Raw genomic sequence first — 17,759 nt, 5'->3', positions numbered from 1 at the left:
TCTCAGGGTTGCGGTTTGCGGCGGATGCGCAGCATGCCTTCCTGCGCGGCCGAGGCCACCAGGCGGCCGTCGCGCGCGTAAAGGCTGCCGCGGCACAGGCCGCGCGCGCCGCCGGCACTGGGCGAGTCGAGCACGTACAGCAGCCAGTCGTCCATGCGGAAATCGCGATGGAACCACATGGCGTGGTCCAGGCTGGCCGGGCGCACCTGGCCGCTCATGAAGCTCAGGCCGTGCGGCAGCATCGCGGCGCGCAGCAGGCCGTGGTCGGAGGCGTAGGCCAGCAGCGCGCGGTGCACCATGGGATCGTCGGGCAGCGGCGCGACGGCACGCATCCAGATGGCGCTCTGCGCCGAGGTCGGGCGCACGGCGGGCGCGATGAGGTCTTCGGCATCGACACGGCGGTACTCGATGCCGTGCGGCTGCGTGGCCTTGGCGCGCCAGGGGTCGGGCAGCCGGTCGCCCAGGGCGATGCGCTGGTCGAGTTCGCTCGCGAGGCCGTCCGGACCTTCCACCTCGGGCATGTCGAACTGGTGCTCGACGCCGTCGTCCACGGTCTGGAACGAGGCCGACATCTCGAAGATGATGCGCTCCTGCTGGCGCGCCACCACATGGCGGGTGGTGAAGCTGCGGCCGTCGCGCACGCGATCGACGCTGTATTCGATGGGCGCATGCTCGCCAGGCAGCAGGAAGTAGGCGTGCATCGAATGCACCGGGCGTTCCGCGCCCACGGTGAGGCTGGCGGCCATCAGCGACTGGCCGAGCACCTGGCCGCCGAACACGGCGGGCGTGCCGATGTCCTCGCTCTGGGCACGGAAGCGATCGCCGCCCAGTGGCTCAAGCTGCATGAGCGCGACGAGTTCGTTGACGAGGTGGGAAGCGGTGGCGGAGTCGATGATCATCGGGGAGCAGTCAGGACAGGCAAAAAAGCAACCCTCAACCATAGCAAAGGCCGCGCCCGCAGCCTGTCGCAGGCCGGTCAGGCGGCGCGCGAAGCCGCGTCCGGCCCTTCTCCGGGCAAGGCCTGCCTGCGGCTACTTGTAGAAGCACACGCCCATGAAGCGGGCGCTGCAGCCGGCATCCGTGCCGCCCTGCACCACGCGCACCGGCACGCCGGCCAGCAGCATCGAGCCGTCGTCGGCATACACCAGCGGCGACGGCGCGGCCTGGCTGAAGGCGCCGCTGAGCGTTTCCTGCTCGACGTACTTGAGGTACTGGCGGCGCGAGAAGTCGATCTTGTCGGCCGACTTCAGCGGCACCGCCGCGTAGCGCTTGCCGTACACGGTGCCGAAGTAGCGCAGCGCGGGGCCGGTGCGGTCGCCGTACTTCACGTCGGCCTTCGCAAAGCCGGTCTGGATGAGGAAGGCGCGGTCTTCGGGCGTCAGGTCGGCGTCGAAGGCCATCAGCACGTACTGCCCTTCGAAGCTCTGGTTGCGCGCGACCTTGAACTCGCCGATCAGCGCGGGCGTGACCTTGGCGCGGCCGTCCCAGCGCAGCAGCGCCGCCACCGAAGGGTCGCCGTCGAACACGTAGTGGTAGTTCTCGCCGGCCACGGCGACCTTGCGGCCGTCCTTGGCCGCCACGAAACTCACCAGCCGGTCTTTGCCGTGGACGGGGTCGCCTTCGGGCGTGCTGGCACAGCCCGCCTGCAACAGGCCGAGAGCGGCGCAGGACAGCGCCAGGAAGATGCGACGTGCAGGGGTCGACAGCGAAGGAAATTGCACTTTTCGTCCGGGGTTCGAGTTCATCAAGCCCCGGACTCTAGCGCCATGTCGCGCCCGCCGTGCTCAGCGGTCGAGGTCGGCGCCGTCGGCCGCCAGCTTCGCCTGCAGCGCCGCCACATCCACGCCGGCGAACGCAGTGCCGCCCAGCGATGCCGCGGCCGTGCCCGCGGCCTGCCCCATCACGAAGCAGCCGCCGCTGGCGCGCGCGGCCGACTGGCCTTCGTGCGTCATCGATGCGCAGCGCCCGGCCACCAGCAGGTTGTCGACGGTCCGCGGCACCAGCATGCGCCACGGCAGGTGGTTGTAGGCATTGGCTTCGTCGCGCGGGAAGGCCCATTCGATGCGGCCGTCGGCGTGCATCTCCATCGGCCAGGCGTTCAGGCCGATGTTGTCGTCGAACTTCGCCGAGCCCAGGATGTCCTCGCGCCCGAGCGCATACAGGCCCTGGATGCGCCGCGTTTCGCGGATGCCGACCTGCGGCGCGATCTCCACGATGGCCGACTGCGCGAAGCCCGGCACCTCGGCCTTCAGGAACTGGAAGTACGCGGCGATCTGGCGGCGGCCCTCGAGCTCGCCTTCGGTGAGCTCGCGCGCATCGACGCCGTTCATCGCATGGCCCTGGGCGTTGCGGATCTGCGTGACGTTGGCGCGCCATTCGCGCGGGTCGCGGTTGGGCCGCAGGATCGCGCCCTCGCGCGGAAACTTGTACTTGCCCGGCTTCTGCGCCTCGGTGCGCGCCATGTAGTCGTTGATGGCCTTGAACTCGCCCACTGCTTCCAGCGCGGCCGGCGCGTCGACCTGGCCGATGCGGAACATGGTGGTCGGGAACAGCCCGCTGCCGTGTCCGTCGCCCACCTCGAAGGGCACGCCCGCGAAAGCGGCCACGTCGGCGTCGCCGCTGGCGTCGATGAAGGCATTGGCACGGATCGCCTGGCGCCCCGACTTGGTCTCGACCACCAGCGCCGCGATGCGGCTGCCGTCGCGCACCACCGATGCGGCCAGTGCGTGGAACAGCAGCTTCACGCCGACGCTCTCGAGCAGCTGGTCGGCCGCGAGCTTGTAGGCCGACGTGTCGTACGAGCGCACGCAGATGCGCCCGCCCATGCCGTTCTGCGGCTCGTTCATGCCGCTGAGCGCGGCGATGCGCTCGATCAGTTCGTCGACCACGCCGTGCACCAGTTGCGTCATCTCGCCCCTGCGCTTGCCGTACAGGCCAGCGAAGTTGGTGACGCCGCCCGCGGTGCCCATGCCGCCGAGGAAGCCGTAGCGTTCCACCAGCAGTGTGTTCGCGCCGTGGCGTGCGGCGCTCACGGCGGCGGCGATGCCGGCGGGGCCGCCGCCGACCACCACCACGTCGTACTCGCCGAACACCGGCAGTTCGCGTGCCGGTTCATGCAATGTGGAAGTCATTCGAATAGGTCCATGGATGTCTGTTCGTAAAACACCGCGAAGCCGGCCTTGCCGGTCCGCCGGTGTGGCCCCCTGCAGGGACGCTGTCGAAGCGACGCGACGTGCGCGAAGCCTTGAAGGTTGCTCACTGCAGCTTGATGCCGCGGGCCGAGATGATCTTCGTCATGATCGCCGCCTCTTCGGTCACCCGCGTGCGCATGCCGTCCGGCGAGGTGCCCACGGCCTGCCAGCCCTGCTCGAAGAGCTTGCGGCGCACGTCCGGGTCCTTCATGACGACTTCGAGCGTGCTGCTGATGCGCGCCTGCGCGGCCTTCGACAGGTTGGCCGGGCCGAGCAGCGCCACCCACACCTCGAGGTTGAAGTCCTTCACGCCGGCGTCCGACAGCGGCGGGATCTCGGGCACCAGCGCGCTGCGCCCGCCGGTCAGGCCGATGGCCTTGAGCTTGCCGGCCTTGATCTGCGGCATGGCCACGCCCGGCGGGATCAGGCCCATCTGCACCTGGTCGCCCAGCATGGCGGTGATGACCTGCGGGTTGCCCTGGTAGGGCACGTGCTCGGGCTTGAAGCCGTTCACGCGGGTCTTGAGCAGTTCCATGCCCAGGTGGCCCACCGAGCCGATGCCCACCGAGCCGTAGTTCCACTTGTCGCCGGCCTTGCGGCCCGCATCGAAGAAGGCGGTGCCCGAGGGCAGGTTGTTCTGCGCCACCAGCACCAGCGGCGCGGTCGCGATCAGCGACAGGTAGGTGAAGTCCTTGACCGGGTCGTACGGCAGCTTGGCGTACAGCATCTTCGACGACGTGAGGTTGCCGTTGATGACGATACCCAGCGTGTGGTCGTCGGTGGCCTTGGCCACCTGGTCGGCGGCGATGTTGCCCGAGGCGCCGGCCTTGTTGTCCACCACGATCGGCTGGCCCAGCGCCTTGGACAGCGGCTCGGCGATGGTGCGCGCCGCGATGTCGGGCGTGGAGCCGCCCGGAAAGCCCACCAGCAGGCGGATCGGCTTGGTCGGCCAGGCGGCGTTCTGTGCGCTCGCGGTCGTCGGCAACACGGCGGCGGCGGCCAGGCCGCAGGCAATCAGGAGGGCTCTCTTGGTGGCTTGCATGGAAATGTGAAAAATTGTCAGAAAAACGAAGAGGGCCAGCTTAACTGCCGAGCAAACGACTGGGCAAGTCGGCCCCCGCTATTCGAGGCTGATGTTGCCCCTGCGCACCAGCTCGCCGTACACCTTCGACTTGGCCTCGGCATTGCGCTCGATTTCCTCGGGCGACCAGGCCAGCGGCTCGAAGGCGAAGGTGTCGAAGCGGGCGCGAATCTCGGGATCGGCGATGACCTTGGCCACGTCGGCATTGATCTTCGCCTTGATGGCCGCCGGCACGCCCTTGGGCGCGAGCAGCGACACGAACGAATTGACTTCCAGCGAAGCCGGGCCGCCGGCCTCGGCCATGGTGGGCACGTCGGGCATCTGCGGAATCCGCCTGGGCGCGGCGACGGCGATGTAGCGCAGCTTGCCGGCCTTGTAGATGCCCTGGCTCGACGGGATGCTCGCGAACGCCCACGGCACCTCGCCGGTGCCCACGTTGGAATACAGCTGCGACACCTCGCGGTAGGGCGCGTGGCGCATGCGGATGCCGGTGAGCGCCTCGAGCTGCTGCGCGCCGAGGTGGCCGGGGCTGCCGACGCCCCACGAGCCGTAGACCACGGCATCGGGGTCGGCCTTGGCCGCGGCGATCAGGTCGCCCATGTTCTTCCACTTCGAATCGGCGCCCACGGCCACGAAGAAGGGGGTGCGGAACAGCGAAGCCACCGGGTCGAAGTGCTGCAGCGTCACGAAGTTCTTCGACTTGTACAGGTGCGGCAGCGCGGCCACGTGCTCGCTGTCGAGCTGCAGCAGCGTGTAGCCGTCGGGCGCGGCGCGCCTCGCCTGGTCGATGGCGATGAAGCCGCCGCCGCCGGGCTTGTTGTCGATGACCACGCGCTGGTTCCACAGGCGCGAGAGCTTGTCGGAGACGAGACGCAGCACCGCATCGGGGCCGCTGCCGGCCGCGAACGGCGTGACCAGGGTCACCGGCTTGCTGGGAAAGTCGGATTGGGCCGATGCCCCGGTGGCCGCCGCCAGGGCCATGAGGGGGATGACGCTGCTGAGCAGTGCGCGCGAGAACTTCATGTCGTTTGTCTCCTGGGCATGGGCCTGGATGGCCGCCTCGATGGTTATGGATGATGAAAGAAACAGATGTCAGTGCGGCGCAAGCACCGCGGCGGCTTCGGCCGTTGCCGCGGCCGTCATGCGCAGCGCCTCCGGCGCATCGTCCAGGCAATGCTCCGGACGCCACGCATAGAGCCACTCGACCGCATCGTAGAAGCGTTCGGGCGAACGGCCGACCCACAGGCTGTTGCGCACCAGGCGTTCCACGCCCCTGGCATGGTAGAGACGGCCCATCTCGCGCACGGACAGCACCACGCGCGCGGTGCGGGCGACGCGCGCCGCCTCGTAGAGCTTGAACGCGGCGGGCATGTCGAAGCCGCAGGCCTTCACCGCTTCGCCGAGCGTCACCGCATCCTCGAGCGCCATGCAGGCGCCCTGCGCCAGGTACTGCATCATGGGATGCGCCGCGTCGCCCAGCAGCGTGGCGGGGCCGTCGCTCCAGCGCTCGACCGGGTCGCGGTCGGCGGTGCTCCAGCGGCGCCACGAGGTCGGGCGGTCGAGCAGCTGGCGCGGGCGCGCGTGCACGCCCTCGAAGTACGACAGCACTTCTTCCTTGCTGCCGTCGGTCACGCCCCACTCTTCCTGTTCGCGGCTGTGGAAGGTGACGACCAGGTTGTATTGCTCGCCGTGGCGCAGCGGGTAGTGCACCAGATGGCAGTTGGGGCCGGCCCAGACCACGGGCGCGTTCCAGCGCAGGTCGGCGGGCATGTCGGCCGCGGGCACCACGGCGCGGTAGACCACGTGGCCCGACACGCGCGGCGCGTCGCCGATCAGCTTGGCGCGCACCACCGACTTCACGCCGTCGCAGCCGACGATGGCGTCGGCCTGGAAGCGGCGGCCGTCCTTCGTGACCGCGGTCACGCCCTGCGCGCCGGCGTCGATCGACTCGACCTGCGCCGAGGTGTGGAAGCGGATGAGCGGATGCTGCTTCACCGCTTCGTGGATCGCGCCGTGCAGGTCGGCGCGATGGCTCACCGCATAAGGATTCCCGAAGCGCGCGCGGAAGGCCTCGCCCACCGGCACCGAGGCCACTTCGCCGCAGTCGACGGCATCCATCATCACGAGCCGGTCGGTGAACACCGAGCCGCGGCGCACTGCCTCGCCCACGCCCAGCGCGTCGAGCGCCGCGAAGGCATTGGGGCCGAGCTGCAGGCCGGCACCGATCTCGCCGATGGCGGCGCTCTGCTCGAGCAGGTCGATGGAAACACCCAGGCGCGCGAGCGCCAGCGCGGCGGCCATGCCGCCGATGCCGCCGCCGACCAGCAGCACGGTGGGAGGGTTCTTCGATGGAGTCATGGCGGGCCTGCGCTTTCCGGAGGATTCAGTCAGTCGATTCGCACGGTCAGCGACGGCAGCCGCTCGATGCTCACCTTGATGGTCTGGCCGGCCTTCACCGCACCCACGCCTTCGGGCGTGCCGGTGAAGATCAGGTCGCCGGGCTGCAGCGCGAACAGGGTCGACAGGTTGGCGATGACCTCGTTCACCGACCAGATCAGGTGCGTGATGTCGCTGCTCTGGCGCACCTGGCCGTCGACCTCAAGCACGATGGCGCCGGCGTTGATCTCGCCCACGTCGGCCACGGTGCGCAGCGGCGCGATCGGCGCGGAGAAGTCGAAGGCCTTGCCGATTTCCCACGGACGGCCCTGCTCGCGCATCTTCATCTGCAGGTCGCGGCGGGTCATGTCCAGGCCCACGGCGTAGCTGTGGATGTGGCTGGCGGCCTGCTCGACCGGGATGTTCGAGCCGCCCTTGCCGATGGCCACCACCAGCTCGGCCTCGTAGTGGTAGTTGCTGGTGAGCGTCGGATAGGGCACGGCGCCGGTCGCACCTTCGGCCACGGGCACCACCGAGGCGTCGTCGTTGGGCTTGCAGAAGAAGAACGGCGGTTCGCGGTCGGGGTCGAAGCCCATCTCGCGCGCATGTGCGGCGTAGTTGCGGCCGACGCAGTAGACGCGGCGCACGGGGAACTGCTTGTCGGAGCCCACGATAGGCAGGCCGACGACGGAAGGGGGCGTGAAGACGAAGGACATGGAGGCTCCTGCCGCGCGGAGGCGGCAACGGTCGGACAAAAACGGAAAGGACGAAAAAGAGGAAGCGCCAGCGTTCAGCGGTCTACGCTTCTTCCAGGAAGGCTTCGCGCAGGATGCCCATGGCCTGCTGCACGGGGCGGTCGGAGAAGCTGAAGAGCACGGTGTCTTCGCCGGGCGACGACAGCCGCAGCGGCGCCCACGACGGCACCACGAAGGTGTCGCGCGGACCGAAGTCGAAGCGCTGGCCGGCGATCTCCGCCGTGCCGTGGCCCTCGACCACGCTGTACACGGTGCCGTCGGTGGCGCGGTGCGTCTTGCCGGCGAAGCCCTTGGGGCAAAGCTGCAGCTGGGTCGAGATGGTCGGCATCGGCGAGCCGCCCGTCAGCGGATTGATGTAGCGCAGCTTGTGGCCGAGCCAGGCGTCGGGCGCCTCCTGCTTCTGCAACTGGGCCAGTGCCTCGCGGCTGCGCGCATAGGGGTAGTTGAAGATCGGCGAGGTGGCCGACACGTGGTCGTGGCGCACCGGCACCATGTTGTGGCCGAAGCGTGCGAGGCTGTGGCCTTCGGGGCGCGACACATGCTGCACCTTGGCGTCGTCGTTCTCGGCGAAGCCGGCGTCGAAGAAGCGCAGCATCGGGATGTCGAGGCCGTCGAGCCAGACCACCGGCTCGACCGTGCCGCCGATGCCTTCGTTGCCATGGTCGTGCCAGGCCCACGAGGGCGTGATGATGAAGTCGCCGGGGTACATGGTGGTGCGCTCGCCGCCGACCGTGGTGTACGCGCCCTTGCCGTCGACGATGAAGCGCAGGGCCGATTGCACGTGGCGGTGCGAGGGCGCGACCTCGCCCGGCATGATGAGCTGCAGGCCGGCATAGATCGACTGCGTGATCGACGAGTTGCCCGGCAGCGCCGGGTTCTCGAGCACCAGCACGCGGCGCACGGCCTCGTCTGCGGTGATGAGATCGGCCGACTCCATCAGCAGCGGGCGGATCTCGTCGTAGCGCCACAGTGCGGGCACGCAGGGCGTCTGCGGTTCGCGCGGCACCAGGGCGTGCAGCGATTCCCACAGCGGGGTGAGGTGCAGCGGTGCGATGCGGGCGTAGTAGTCGCGGCGCTCGGCCGCATTGGTTGGCGCGGGTTTCATGGCGTGGGTGTCTCCGTGGCGGCATTCTTCACCCGCACCACTATTTCCTCAAGACCGGTAGCCAATACACGGAATTCGAAATTTCGATAATGGTGCCTTTCGCCTGAACCAGCTGCTCCCATGTCCAAGCTCGATCTCGAATGGCTCGCCGTGTTCGACGAGGTCTACAAGACCGGCAACGTCTCCAAGGCCGCCGAGCGGCTGGGCATGGCGCAGGCCGCGGCCAGCACCGCGCTGAACAAGCTGCGCGCGCACTTCGACGACCGCCTGTTCACCCGCACCGCGCAGGGCATGCAGCCGACGCCGCATGCCGAGCGCATCTACCCGAACCTGCGCGAGGCGCTGGCCCAGCTGGCGCAGGCACAGGGCAACCGCAGCAGCTTCGAGCCCTCGCAGGCGCAGCGGCGCTTCCGCATCTGCATGACAGACATCAGCGAGGTGGTGCTGCTGCCCGGCCTGCTCGACCACCTGCGCCGCGCGGCGCCGGGGGTGCACATCGAGACCGAGATCATCTCCACCATCAGCGGGCGGCGCCTGCAGGACGGCGAGGTCGACCTGGCGGTGGGCTTCATGCCGCAGCTGGACGCGGGCTTCTACCAGCAGACGCTGTTCATGCAGAACTTCGTGTGCCTGGCGGCGCAGAACCATCCGCGAATCGGCGCGCGGCTCACGCGCAAGCGCTTCGAGGCGGAGGCGCACGCGGTGGTGTCCACGTCCGGCACGGGGCATGCCATCGTCGACACCACCATCGCGCGGCTGGGCCTGAAGCGCGACGTGGTGGTGCGGCTGTCGAGCTTCCTGAGCGTGGCGCGCATCGTGGCGCACACCGAGCTGATCGTGGTGGTGCCGCGCATCCTGGGCAAGGTGCTGGCCACGCAGGAGCCGGTGAAGCTGCTGGAGCCGCCCTTCGCCCTGCCCGCCTACGCCGTGAAGCAGCACTGGCACGAGCGCTTTCACGCCGACCCGGGCAACGCCTGGCTGCGGCGCACGCTGGCGCAGCTGTTCAGCGGCAGCTGAGCGTGCCTGCGGGCACGACGGGCGGCGTCCGCGGAGGTTCGGGCGCTCGCATAATCGCGGCTCCCCACATCCCACAGCCCTAGCGAAAAGGCGGCCTTCCATGTCCTCGATCACCCTGCGATTCCTCGCAGAACCCAGCACCGTCAACTTCGGCGGCAAGGTCCACGGCGGCACGGTCATGAAGTGGATCGACGAGGCCGGCTACGCCTGCGCGACCAGCTGGGCCAAGCGCTACTGCGTCACCGCTTTCATCGGCAGCATCCGCTTCCACCGCCCGATCATGATCGGCGACCTCGTCGAGGTCGAAGCCCGCCTGGCCTACACCGGCACCACCAGCATGAACATCTCCGTCGAGGTGCGCAGCGGCGACATGAAGGGCGGCGCGATGGAAAAGACCACCGAATGCCTGATCGTGTTCGTCTCGGTCGACTCGCACGGCCGGCCGCTGCCGGTCGAGGCCTTCGTGCCCGGCACGCCCGGCGAAATGGCGCTGGCCGAGCGCGCCAAGGCGCACCTGGACGCCAGCCGCGCGGCCGGCAACACCCCCTGACGGCTGGCCCGGCGCGTCGCGCCTAGGCGGAAAGCTCTAACGACGAGGGACGCGGGCGGCTAGAGTGCTGCGCTCGACCCCCTTTCCAGGAACTTCCCGCATGGCCACCTCTTCTTCCGACGACGACAGCAACAAAGCCTCCGACCGCATCAAGGACTCCGCCCAGCAGATCTGGCTCGCCGGCCTCGGTGCCTTCGCCAAGATGCAGCAGGAAGGCAGCAAGGCCTTCGAGGCGCTGGTCAAGGACGGCGCCGGCATGCAGAAGAAGACCCAGCAGGCCGCCGAGGAAACCCTGGCCCAGGCCCAGCAGCGCATGGCGGGCTTCGCCAGCGAGTTCGGCACCAAGGCGGCCGGCCAGTGGGGCAAGCTGGAGAACATCTTCGAAGACCGCGTGGCGCGTGCGCTCGAGAAACTCGGCGCACCCACCGCTGCCGACATGGCCGCGCTGCAGGCGCGCGTCGAGGCGCTCGAGGCACAACTGAAGAAGCAGCAGCAACAGCACCCGTCGGCGGCCGCGCCGCGCAAGAGCTCGGCACGCCCGGCGGGCAAGGCGGCCACGCCCGCAGCGAAGAAGACCCTGCGCCGCAGCAAGGCCGGCTGACCTCCGGAGCGGGCTGCGCCAAGCGGCCCTGATTTGCGGCACTGCACAAGAAAATGTGTGCCGCAAAACATGTCCCGCACCGTCCATGGTGCGGCGTACATACGCTAGAGTGTCCCCAAGAGACCACGAGACATCCGGGGGCACCGACATGGCAAAGAAGGCGCCACGCCGCACAGCGCAACGCATCCTCGAAGCCGCTTTGGACCTGTTCAACCGCTTCGGGGAACCGAACGTTTCCACCACGCTCGTGGCGGGCGAGCTCAACATCAGCCCGGGCAATCTTTATTACCACTACCCGGCCAAGGAAGAGCTGATCAACAAGCTCTACGAAGGCTACGAGGCCGAGCTCAACGAGCTGCTGCACGCCAGCGAAGGCGTGCACGACGTGGAGGACGCGTGGTTCTTCATGCACACGCTGTTCGAACTGATCTGGCGCTACCGCTTCCTGTACCGCGACCTCAACGACCTGCTCAGCAAGAACCGGCACCTGGAGACCCAGTTCCAGCTGGTGCTGAAGAACAAGGCGCGCGCCATCCGCCAGATGATCGCCGGACTCAGCCGCGCCGGGCATCTCGACATCGACGTGCACGAGGTCGACACGCTCGCGCAGAGCATGGTGGTGGTGCTGACCTACTGGCTGAGCTACGAATACGTGCGCAACCCGCGAGAGGCGCTGGAGCCCGCGCATGCGCAGGGCGCGCTGATGCGCGGCGCCCACCACACCCTGCACCAGCTCGCCCCCTACCTCGGAAGGGAACAGCGGCGGCATCTGCTGACACTCAGCCACGCCTACAACGGCGAAGATGCCGCCGGCAGCGGCAGCAACGCGACATCTCCTGTCGACATGGCGGTCTAGACAACATGCCCCACCCCGACTTCAAACCGCTCTCGCTGATGTCCGCTCATCCCGTTGCCGTCAACGCGGAGCCTTGGACGCCCTTTCCCTGGTCCGACGTGCCGCGCTACGACGCCCGCAGCGTGGCCGCGCACTGGCCGCGCCTTCATGCCGGGCACGAGTTGCCGGTGCCGCCCGAGACCTCACCGCTGGCCGAGGGCTGGGCGCTGTACCACAGCGGCGAGTTCGAACGCGCCGCCGCCATCGGCCTGCTGAACGGCGCCGAAGGCATGGCACTGGCCAACCAGGCGACCGCCATCTACGCCAACTACCTGGAGCCGCGCGAGGCGGTGCGGCTCGCAATGTTCCGCCAGGTGATCGAGCGCGCCGGCACGCAGGTCGCGGCCGAACCCGAGAACTGCCAGGCGCTCTATTGGCAGTCGTATGCGCTGGGCCGCTACAGCCAGGGCATCAGCGTGGCGCGCGCGCTGGCGCAGGGCCTCGGCAGCAAGCTCAAGGGCGCGCTGGAACGCGTGATCGAACTGCAGCCGCGGCATGCCGATGCGCATCTGGCGCTGGCCTCGTTCCACGCCGAGGTCATCGACAAGGTCGGCGCGCTGGTCGGCCGCATGACCTACGGCGTGCGGTCGGAAACCTCGATCGACCTGTTCGAGCGCGGGCTCGAGTTGCACCCCCACTCCGCCGCGGGAATGATGGAGTTCGCCCGCGCGCTGCTGATGCTGCATGGCGAATCGCTCCTGGGCGACGCCACGCGGCTCTACGAACGCGCGGCGGCGCTCAAGCCCGCGGACGCGCGCGAACGGCTCGACGTGGAGCTGGCGCGGGCCGGCCTGAAGGACTGAGCGAAAGACCGAGCCGGTACCAATGGGTACCGCGCCATCTAAGATGCGGGTTTTCCGCTTTCCAACCTGACGCCATGTCCGACCTCAACGCCCAATTCGAAGCCGCCCAGGCCAACTCCAAGCTGCTCGCCGAGCGCCCAGACAACCCCACGCTGCTGAAGATCTACGGCCTGTTCAAGCAGGCCACCGAAGGCGACAACACCGCCAAGAAGCCCAGCTTCAGCGACATCGTCGCGCGCGCCAAATGGGATGCGTGGACCGCCCAGAAGGGCGCCAGCGCCGACGAGGCCAAGCAGAAGTACATCGACCTGATCGAGTCGCTGAAATAAGGCTCGCCCCCAGGATGCGCGGCACTTCGTGTCCGCTTCTCCTTCCCCCTACCGGGGGCAACACCCGAGGCCCGGCGGAGCCGGTTCCTCGGTGTTCACGGCTCGGCCCCGGGGCTGCGCGCACTTCGTGTTGCTTCGCCTTCCCCTTATTGGAGACACACCTACGGTCCGGCGAAGCCGGTTCCGCGGTGTTCACGAAGGAGAGCCCACGATCCCGCGTGCATGCAGCGCGGCGATCTGTTCCTCGCTCAAACCGATTTCCTTCAGTACCGCGTCGGTGTCCGCGCCCAGGGCGGGCGCGTTGCTCCGGTGGCTGGCCGGCGTGAGCGACAGCTTGGGCACGAAGCCGGGCACCGCGAGCGCGCTGCCGTCGGGCATTCGCACCTGCTGCAGCATGCCGCGCGCGGCGTAGTGCGGGTCGGCGGCGATGTCGGCGATGGTGTAGATGCGCCCGGCGGGCACGTGCGCTGCGTCGAGGGCGGCCAGCACGTCGTCGACCGTGCGCTGCGCGGCCCAGTCGCCGATGGCGGCGTCGAGCATCTCGACCTGCGCCACGCGGCCGGTGTTGCCCGCCAGCGCGGGGTCGGCGGCCAGGTCGGGCCGGCCGATGCATGCCATGAGCCGGCGGAAGATGCTGTCGCCGTTGCCCGCGACGATGGCGTAGCCGCCGTCGGCGCAACGGTAGGCGTTGGTCGGCGCGATGCCCGGCAATGCGCTGCCGGCGGCTTCGCGCACCGCGCCGAAGGCGCCGTACTCGGGCAGCAGGCTTTCCATGCAGTTGAAGACGGCTTCGTAGAGCGCCACGTCGATCACCTGCCCGCGCCCCTTGGGATGCTCCGCGCTCACCGTCGCATGCCGGTGCTGCATGGCCAGCAGCACGCCGATCACGCCGTGCAGCGAGGCCAGGGTGTCGCCGATCGACACGCCCACGCGCACCGGCACGCGGCCCGGCTCGCCCGTGAGGTGGCGCAGGCCGCCCATCGCCTCGGCCACCACGCCGAAACCGGGCCGGTCGCGGTAGGGGCCGGTCTGGCCGTAGCCGCTGATGCGCAGCATCACCAGCGCGGGGTTGGCGGCCAGCAACGCCTCGGAGCCCAGGCCCCAGCCTTCCATGGCGCCGGGGCGGAAGTTCTCGATCAGCACGTCGGCCTCGGCTGCGAGCTTCCGCACGATGGCCTGCGCCTCGGGCTCGCGCAGGTCGAGCGCCAGAGAGCGCTTGTTGCGCGACTGCACTTGCCACCACACCGAGGTGCCGTCCTTCAGCAGCCGCCAGGTGCGCAGCGGATCGCCCGCGCCGGGCGGCTCGATCTTGATGACCTCGGCGCCGAAGTCGCCCAGCGTGCGCGCCGCGAAAGGCCCGGCGATGAGCTGCCCGAGTTCGACGACCTTGAGACCGGCCAGCGGGCCGGTGGCCGTGGAGATGTCGCCTGTCGTCACGCCTGTCAGGCGGTGCGGGTGCCGCCGCGCCGCGACTCGAGCATCGCGTCGAGGTTGCGCGTGATCTTCTGCTCGATCATTTCGCTGAAGCTGCTGAACAGGAAGCCCAGCGTGGCGTCCAGCCGGAAGGTGCTGCCGGTGACCTCGACGGTGCCGTCGATGCCCGCGCGGGTGAAGGTGGCCACGTCGCGGCCGTCGCCCTGGGTGTAGACGCATTCGAGGCCGAACTCCTGCTCGGCCTGCTCGATCCATTTGTGCGCGACGGCGCGCGCGCCAGCGATGCCCAGCGTGTGGTTGCGTTCGATGTGGATGTCAGGCACCGTGATCTCCGGTTTTGTGCTTTGGGCTGGATTGGGTTTGCAGGACACCGCTGGCCGCTTCGAGCGCGCTGCGGCGTTGCGCATCGGTCGGCAGCGCGGCGATGCGCTTGACCTCAGTGTAAAAGCGCGGCCAGTCGCGGCCCTGGCGCTCGAACAGCGCCTCGAAGCCGGGCACGAGGTCGTCGTAGGCGCCCTGCGCGCCGAAGGCGGCATTGTTGGCGCGCGACACCCAGGCGTCGTAGGCGTTCTGGCGCGGGCCGCTCCAGCCGGCCTTGAGTTTCAGGTAGCGCTCGCGGAAGTCGGCCATGGCGGCCTGCTTCATGGCCTCGACCTTCGTCCAGTCCCCGGCCTTGGCTTCGGGCGATTCGTAGACCTTCGTGAGCGCACGGCGGGTGTCGAGCGCGAGCGCGCGGAAGTCCTGCCGCTGGCCGTCGAACTGCGCGTACTCGCGCCGCGCAGGTTCGCCGGCCTCGCGCTGCAGCCACATCGCGCCGCCGATGCGCTCAACGGCGGTGGCGTACGACTCGTTGAACACCGTGTCGCCGGACACGTAGAGCACCTGGTGCGCCAGCTCGTGGAACACGAGGCGCGCGAGTTCGCCTTCGGGGTAGCCGATGAAGGTGGACAGCAGCGGATCGCCGCCGGCCCAGTTCATCCAGCCGAGCGTGGAGTACGCGGGCACGGGGTACACGGCCACTTCCATGCCGTTCGTCTTCTGCGTCTCGGCCTCGGCCCTGGCGGCGGCCTCGTCGTAATAGCCGCGGTAGCCCACGCAGCCCGCCACCGGAAAGCACCAGCTCTTGAGCGTGAGCGAGTACGGCGGCGCGGCCACCACGTTCCATACCGCGGCGGCGCGGTGCAGGTCGGCGTACGACTTGTAGCTCGGGTTGTCGGGCAGGCCGAGCTGCGCCGTGGCGAAGCTGCGGATGCGCTGCGTGAGCTCGAGCTTGGCCTTCAGCGCCGCCGACACCGCCGGGTCGGCCAGCCACTCGGGCACGGGCTTGGCCGCCCGCATGATGCCGATGTGGCCGCTGGCCGACTGCCAGTAGTAGCCCAGGTCGGCACAGCCGGTCAGGGCGAGCAGCGCAAGGCAGGGCAGGACTCTTCGTGCAACACCGCGAAACCGGCTCTGCCGGGCTGCGGGTGTCGCCCCGTGCGAGGGGGCAGGCGTTGCGGCACGAAGTGCGCGAAGCCTGGGGGTAAGCCTCATGCGGCTTCGACCTCGACGAGGCAGTCGTAGAAGGTCGGGCCGCGCCCGATGTCGGTGAGGCGTTGGCTCGTGAGTTCGTTGACGTTGGTGCCGTCCACGCCGAGCTTGCGCCACCAGATGCCCATGCCGTGAACCACGCCCTGGCGCGCGCGGCGCGAGACCTCGGCGCGGCAGCGGTGCTCGCCGCGCTGATTGAACACGCGCACCAGCGCGCCGTCCTCGATGCCGCGCGCGGCGGCATCGGCCTCGTTGATCTCCAGCAGCGGTTCGACCTCGATGGCGCGCAGGCTGGTCACGTTGACGAAGGTCGAGTTCAGGAAGTTGCGCGCCGGCGGCGAGATCATGGCCAACGGAAACTCGGCCGAACTGCCGGCCGGCTCCCAGTTGGGAACGTGGTCGGGCACGCCGTTCTGGCCCATGGCTTCCAGCCGGGCGCTGAAGAATTCGCAGCGGCCCGACGGCGTGGGGAACCCACCCTCGGCGTAGGGGGCCTCGGCCAGCTTCACGCTGGTGAAGCCCTGCGCGAGCAGTTCGGCGAAGTCGATGGCGTCCCCGGCGAAGGCGGTGCGGCACAGCGTTTCATCGGAGTCGGAGAAGCAGGGCTCGGTGAAGCCCATGCGGCGCGCCAGTTCGCGGAACACCCAGGCATTGCTGCGGGCCTCGCCGCGCGGCGCCACGGCCGGGCGGTTGAGCAGCACGTCGGTATGGCCATAGCTGCAGTGGATGTCCCAGTGCTCCAGCTGCGTGGTGGCGGGCAGCAGGTAGTCGGCGTAGTCGGCGGTGTCGGTGCGGAACTGCTCCAGCACCACGGTGAACAGGTCTTCGCGCGCGAAGCCCGCCACCACCTTGGCCGACTCGGGCGCCACGGCCACCGGATTGCTGTTGTAGACCACGATGGCCTTCACCGGGTTGGCGGTGTCCAGCAGCGCGTCGCCGATGGTGCTCATGTTGATGGTGCGCGGACGGCGCCCGGCCAGCAGATCGGGCCGCTGCAGCGCCGCGCGGTCGACCGGGTAGTGGCCCGAACTGCTCAGCAGCACGCCGCCTGCGCGCTCGCGCCACGCGCCCACCAGCGCCGGCAGGCAGGCCACCGCGCGCGCCGCGTTGCCGCCGCCGCGCACGCGCTGCATGCCGTAGTTCAGGCGGATGGCAGCGGGCTTCGTGGTGCCGTAGGCCTTGGCCAGGGCCACGATCTGTTCTTCGGGAATGCCGCAGACCTCGGCCGCCCGCGACGGCGGCCACTGCAACGCGCGCTCGCGCAGCTGCTCGAAGCCCAGCGTGTGGGCGGCGATGTAGTCGTGGTCGAGCCAGTCGTGCACGATGAGCTCGTGCATCATGGCCAGCGCCAGCGCCGCGTCGGTGCCCGGCAGCAGCGCGACATGCTCGTCGCACTTGTCGGCGGTCTCGGTCTTGCGCGGGTCGATGCACACCACCCGTGCGCCCGCACGCTTGGCCACCTGCACATGGCGCCAGAAATGCAGGTTGCTGGCGATCGAGTTGCTGCCCCAGATCAGGATCAGCTTCGCCTCGGCGAAGAACTCGATGCGCATGCCGACCTTGCCGCCCAGCGTGTAGACCATGGCCTCGCCGCCGGCCATGGAGCAGATCGTGCGATCGAGCAGCGAGGCACCCAGCTTGTGAAAGAAGCGGCGGTCCATCGACTCGCCCTGGACCAGACCCATGGTGCCCGCATAGCTGTAGGGGACAATGACTTCGGGTTTTCCCTGTAATACTTCAAGATGCGCGGCGATGTCGTCCAGCGCGTCGTCCCAGCTCACCGGCTCGAACTGGCCGGAACCCTTGGGACCGACGCGTTTGAGCGGCTGCAACAGCCTTTCGGCGTGGTCGTTGCGCTCGATGTAGCGGGACACCTTGGTGCAAAGCACGCCGCCGGTGTGCGAATGCGCGGCATTGCCCTGCAGCTTCACCGCCACCCCGTCCTTGACAGTGGTGACGAGCGCGCAGGTGTCCGGGCAGTCGTGGGGGCAGGCGCCGAGCACGGTCTCTACGACCGGCCGGGAGGCCGCTTCGGGGGGTGCTTCTTCGAGCAGGGAATCCGGTGCGTGGGGCATCGGGCAAGTCTAATTTG

The 17,759-nt window shown here is 69.1% G+C and carries 18 protein-coding genes; 6 read left to right on the top strand and 12 right to left on the bottom strand.

From position 1 onward, the window contains the following. Positions 1 to 2 precede the first annotated feature (2 nt). The 8 genes from AACL56_RS04650 to gtdA all read right to left on the bottom strand — a co-directional run bounded on the left by AACL56_RS04650 (position 3) and on the right by gtdA (position 8,508). A complete protein-coding gene (locus AACL56_RS04650; RefSeq protein WP_339088664.1) occupies positions 3 to 899 on the bottom strand; it encodes an acyl-CoA thioesterase in 897 nt (298 codons plus the stop codon). Between the two features lie 132 nt (positions 900 to 1,031). Further along, entirely contained in the window at positions 1,032 to 1,721 is a 690-nt protein-coding gene (locus AACL56_RS04645; protein WP_339088663.1) for a hypothetical protein, read from the bottom strand. Positions 1,722 to 1,784: 63 nt separating this feature from the next. Beyond that, positions 1,785 to 3,131, bottom strand: coding sequence for an FAD-dependent oxidoreductase (locus AACL56_RS04640; RefSeq protein WP_339088662.1), 1,347 nt, complete (start codon positions 3,129 to 3,131; stop codon positions 1,785 to 1,787). A gap of 124 nt (positions 3,132 to 3,255) precedes the next feature. Then, positions 3,256 to 4,233, bottom strand: a complete 978-nt coding sequence (locus AACL56_RS04635; RefSeq protein WP_339088661.1) for a Bug family tripartite tricarboxylate transporter substrate binding protein — start codon at positions 4,231 to 4,233, stop codon at positions 3,256 to 3,258. Between the two features lie 78 nt (positions 4,234 to 4,311). Next, the gene (locus AACL56_RS04630) at positions 4,312 to 5,295 is read right to left on the bottom strand and encodes a Bug family tripartite tricarboxylate transporter substrate binding protein (protein ID WP_339088660.1); all 984 of its coding nucleotides are present in this window, start codon (positions 5,293 to 5,295) and stop codon (positions 4,312 to 4,314) included. 69 nt (positions 5,296 to 5,364) lie between these two features. Beyond that, on the bottom strand, positions 5,365 to 6,630 hold the full coding sequence (locus AACL56_RS04625) for a 3-hydroxybenzoate 6-monooxygenase (RefSeq protein WP_339088659.1): 1,266 nt from the start codon (positions 6,628 to 6,630) through the stop codon (positions 5,365 to 5,367). Positions 6,631 to 6,659: 29 nt separating this feature from the next. After that, complete coding sequence (locus AACL56_RS04620; protein ID WP_339088658.1) at positions 6,660 to 7,364, bottom strand: fumarylacetoacetate hydrolase family protein; 705 nt, start codon at positions 7,362 to 7,364, stop codon at positions 6,660 to 6,662. An 82-nt stretch (positions 7,365 to 7,446) separates the two neighbouring features. Continuing rightward, a complete protein-coding gene (gene gtdA / locus AACL56_RS04615) occupies positions 7,447 to 8,508 on the bottom strand; it encodes a gentisate 1,2-dioxygenase (RefSeq protein ID WP_339088657.1) in 1,062 nt (353 codons plus the stop codon). 120 nt (positions 8,509 to 8,628) lie between these two features. Between gtdA and AACL56_RS04610 the strand changes: the two genes are divergently transcribed. From AACL56_RS04610 to AACL56_RS04585, 6 genes are all read left to right on the top strand, one after another. Beyond that, positions 8,629 to 9,525, top strand: coding sequence for a LysR family transcriptional regulator (locus tag AACL56_RS04610; RefSeq protein ID WP_339088656.1), 897 nt, complete (start codon positions 8,629 to 8,631; stop codon positions 9,523 to 9,525). A gap of 100 nt (positions 9,526 to 9,625) precedes the next feature. Then, positions 9,626 to 10,075 (top strand): acyl-CoA thioesterase, encoded by a 450-nt coding sequence (locus AACL56_RS04605; RefSeq protein ID WP_339088655.1) that lies wholly within the window; start codon positions 9,626 to 9,628, stop codon positions 10,073 to 10,075. A gap of 100 nt (positions 10,076 to 10,175) precedes the next feature. Further along, positions 10,176 to 10,676: a phasin family protein gene (locus AACL56_RS04600; RefSeq protein WP_339088654.1), complete on the top strand. Its 501-nt coding sequence runs from the start codon at positions 10,176 to 10,178 to the stop codon at positions 10,674 to 10,676. Between the two features lie 148 nt (positions 10,677 to 10,824). Continuing rightward, positions 10,825 to 11,532 (top strand): TetR/AcrR family transcriptional regulator, encoded by a 708-nt coding sequence (locus AACL56_RS04595; protein ID WP_339088653.1) that lies wholly within the window; start codon positions 10,825 to 10,827, stop codon positions 11,530 to 11,532. Between the two features lie 5 nt (positions 11,533 to 11,537). Then, entirely contained in the window at positions 11,538 to 12,374 is an 837-nt protein-coding gene (locus AACL56_RS04590; RefSeq protein ID WP_339088652.1) for a hypothetical protein, read from the top strand. Positions 12,375 to 12,448: 74 nt separating this feature from the next. Further along, on the top strand, positions 12,449 to 12,703 hold the full coding sequence (locus AACL56_RS04585) for an acyl-CoA-binding protein (protein WP_339088651.1): 255 nt from the start codon (positions 12,449 to 12,451) through the stop codon (positions 12,701 to 12,703). A gap of 192 nt (positions 12,704 to 12,895) precedes the next feature. On the opposite strand, the gene AACL56_RS04580 is transcribed toward AACL56_RS04585, so the two are convergent. Genes AACL56_RS04580 through AACL56_RS04565 form a run of 4 tightly spaced genes read right to left on the bottom strand, consistent with a single transcriptional unit; the run spans position 12,896 to position 17,742 of the window. Continuing rightward, a complete protein-coding gene (locus tag AACL56_RS04580; RefSeq protein ID WP_339088650.1) occupies positions 12,896 to 14,140 on the bottom strand; it encodes a CaiB/BaiF CoA transferase family protein in 1,245 nt (414 codons plus the stop codon). 5 nt (positions 14,141 to 14,145) lie between these two features. Further along, positions 14,146 to 14,460, bottom strand: a complete 315-nt coding sequence (locus AACL56_RS04575; RefSeq protein ID WP_339088649.1) for a polyhydroxyalkanoic acid system family protein — start codon at positions 14,458 to 14,460, stop codon at positions 14,146 to 14,148. Then, a complete protein-coding gene (locus AACL56_RS04570; protein ID WP_339088648.1) occupies positions 14,453 to 15,670 on the bottom strand; it encodes an aminopeptidase in 1,218 nt (405 codons plus the stop codon). The genes AACL56_RS04575 and AACL56_RS04570 overlap by 8 nt, the downstream gene beginning before the upstream one ends. Next, a complete protein-coding gene (locus tag AACL56_RS04565; protein WP_339088647.1) occupies positions 15,667 to 17,742 on the bottom strand; it encodes a molybdopterin-containing oxidoreductase family protein in 2,076 nt (691 codons plus the stop codon). Before AACL56_RS04565 ends, AACL56_RS04570 begins: the two co-directional genes overlap by 4 nt. Between the last annotated feature and the right edge of the window lie 17 nt (positions 17,743 to 17,759).

The organism is Variovorax paradoxus (assembly GCF_902712855.1).
GTDB lineage: Bacteria > Pseudomonadota > Gammaproteobacteria > Burkholderiales > Burkholderiaceae_C > Variovorax > Variovorax paradoxus_Q.
The sequence above is the reverse complement of the archived record's forward strand: the minus strand, read 5'-3'. Positions and strand labels throughout refer to the sequence as shown.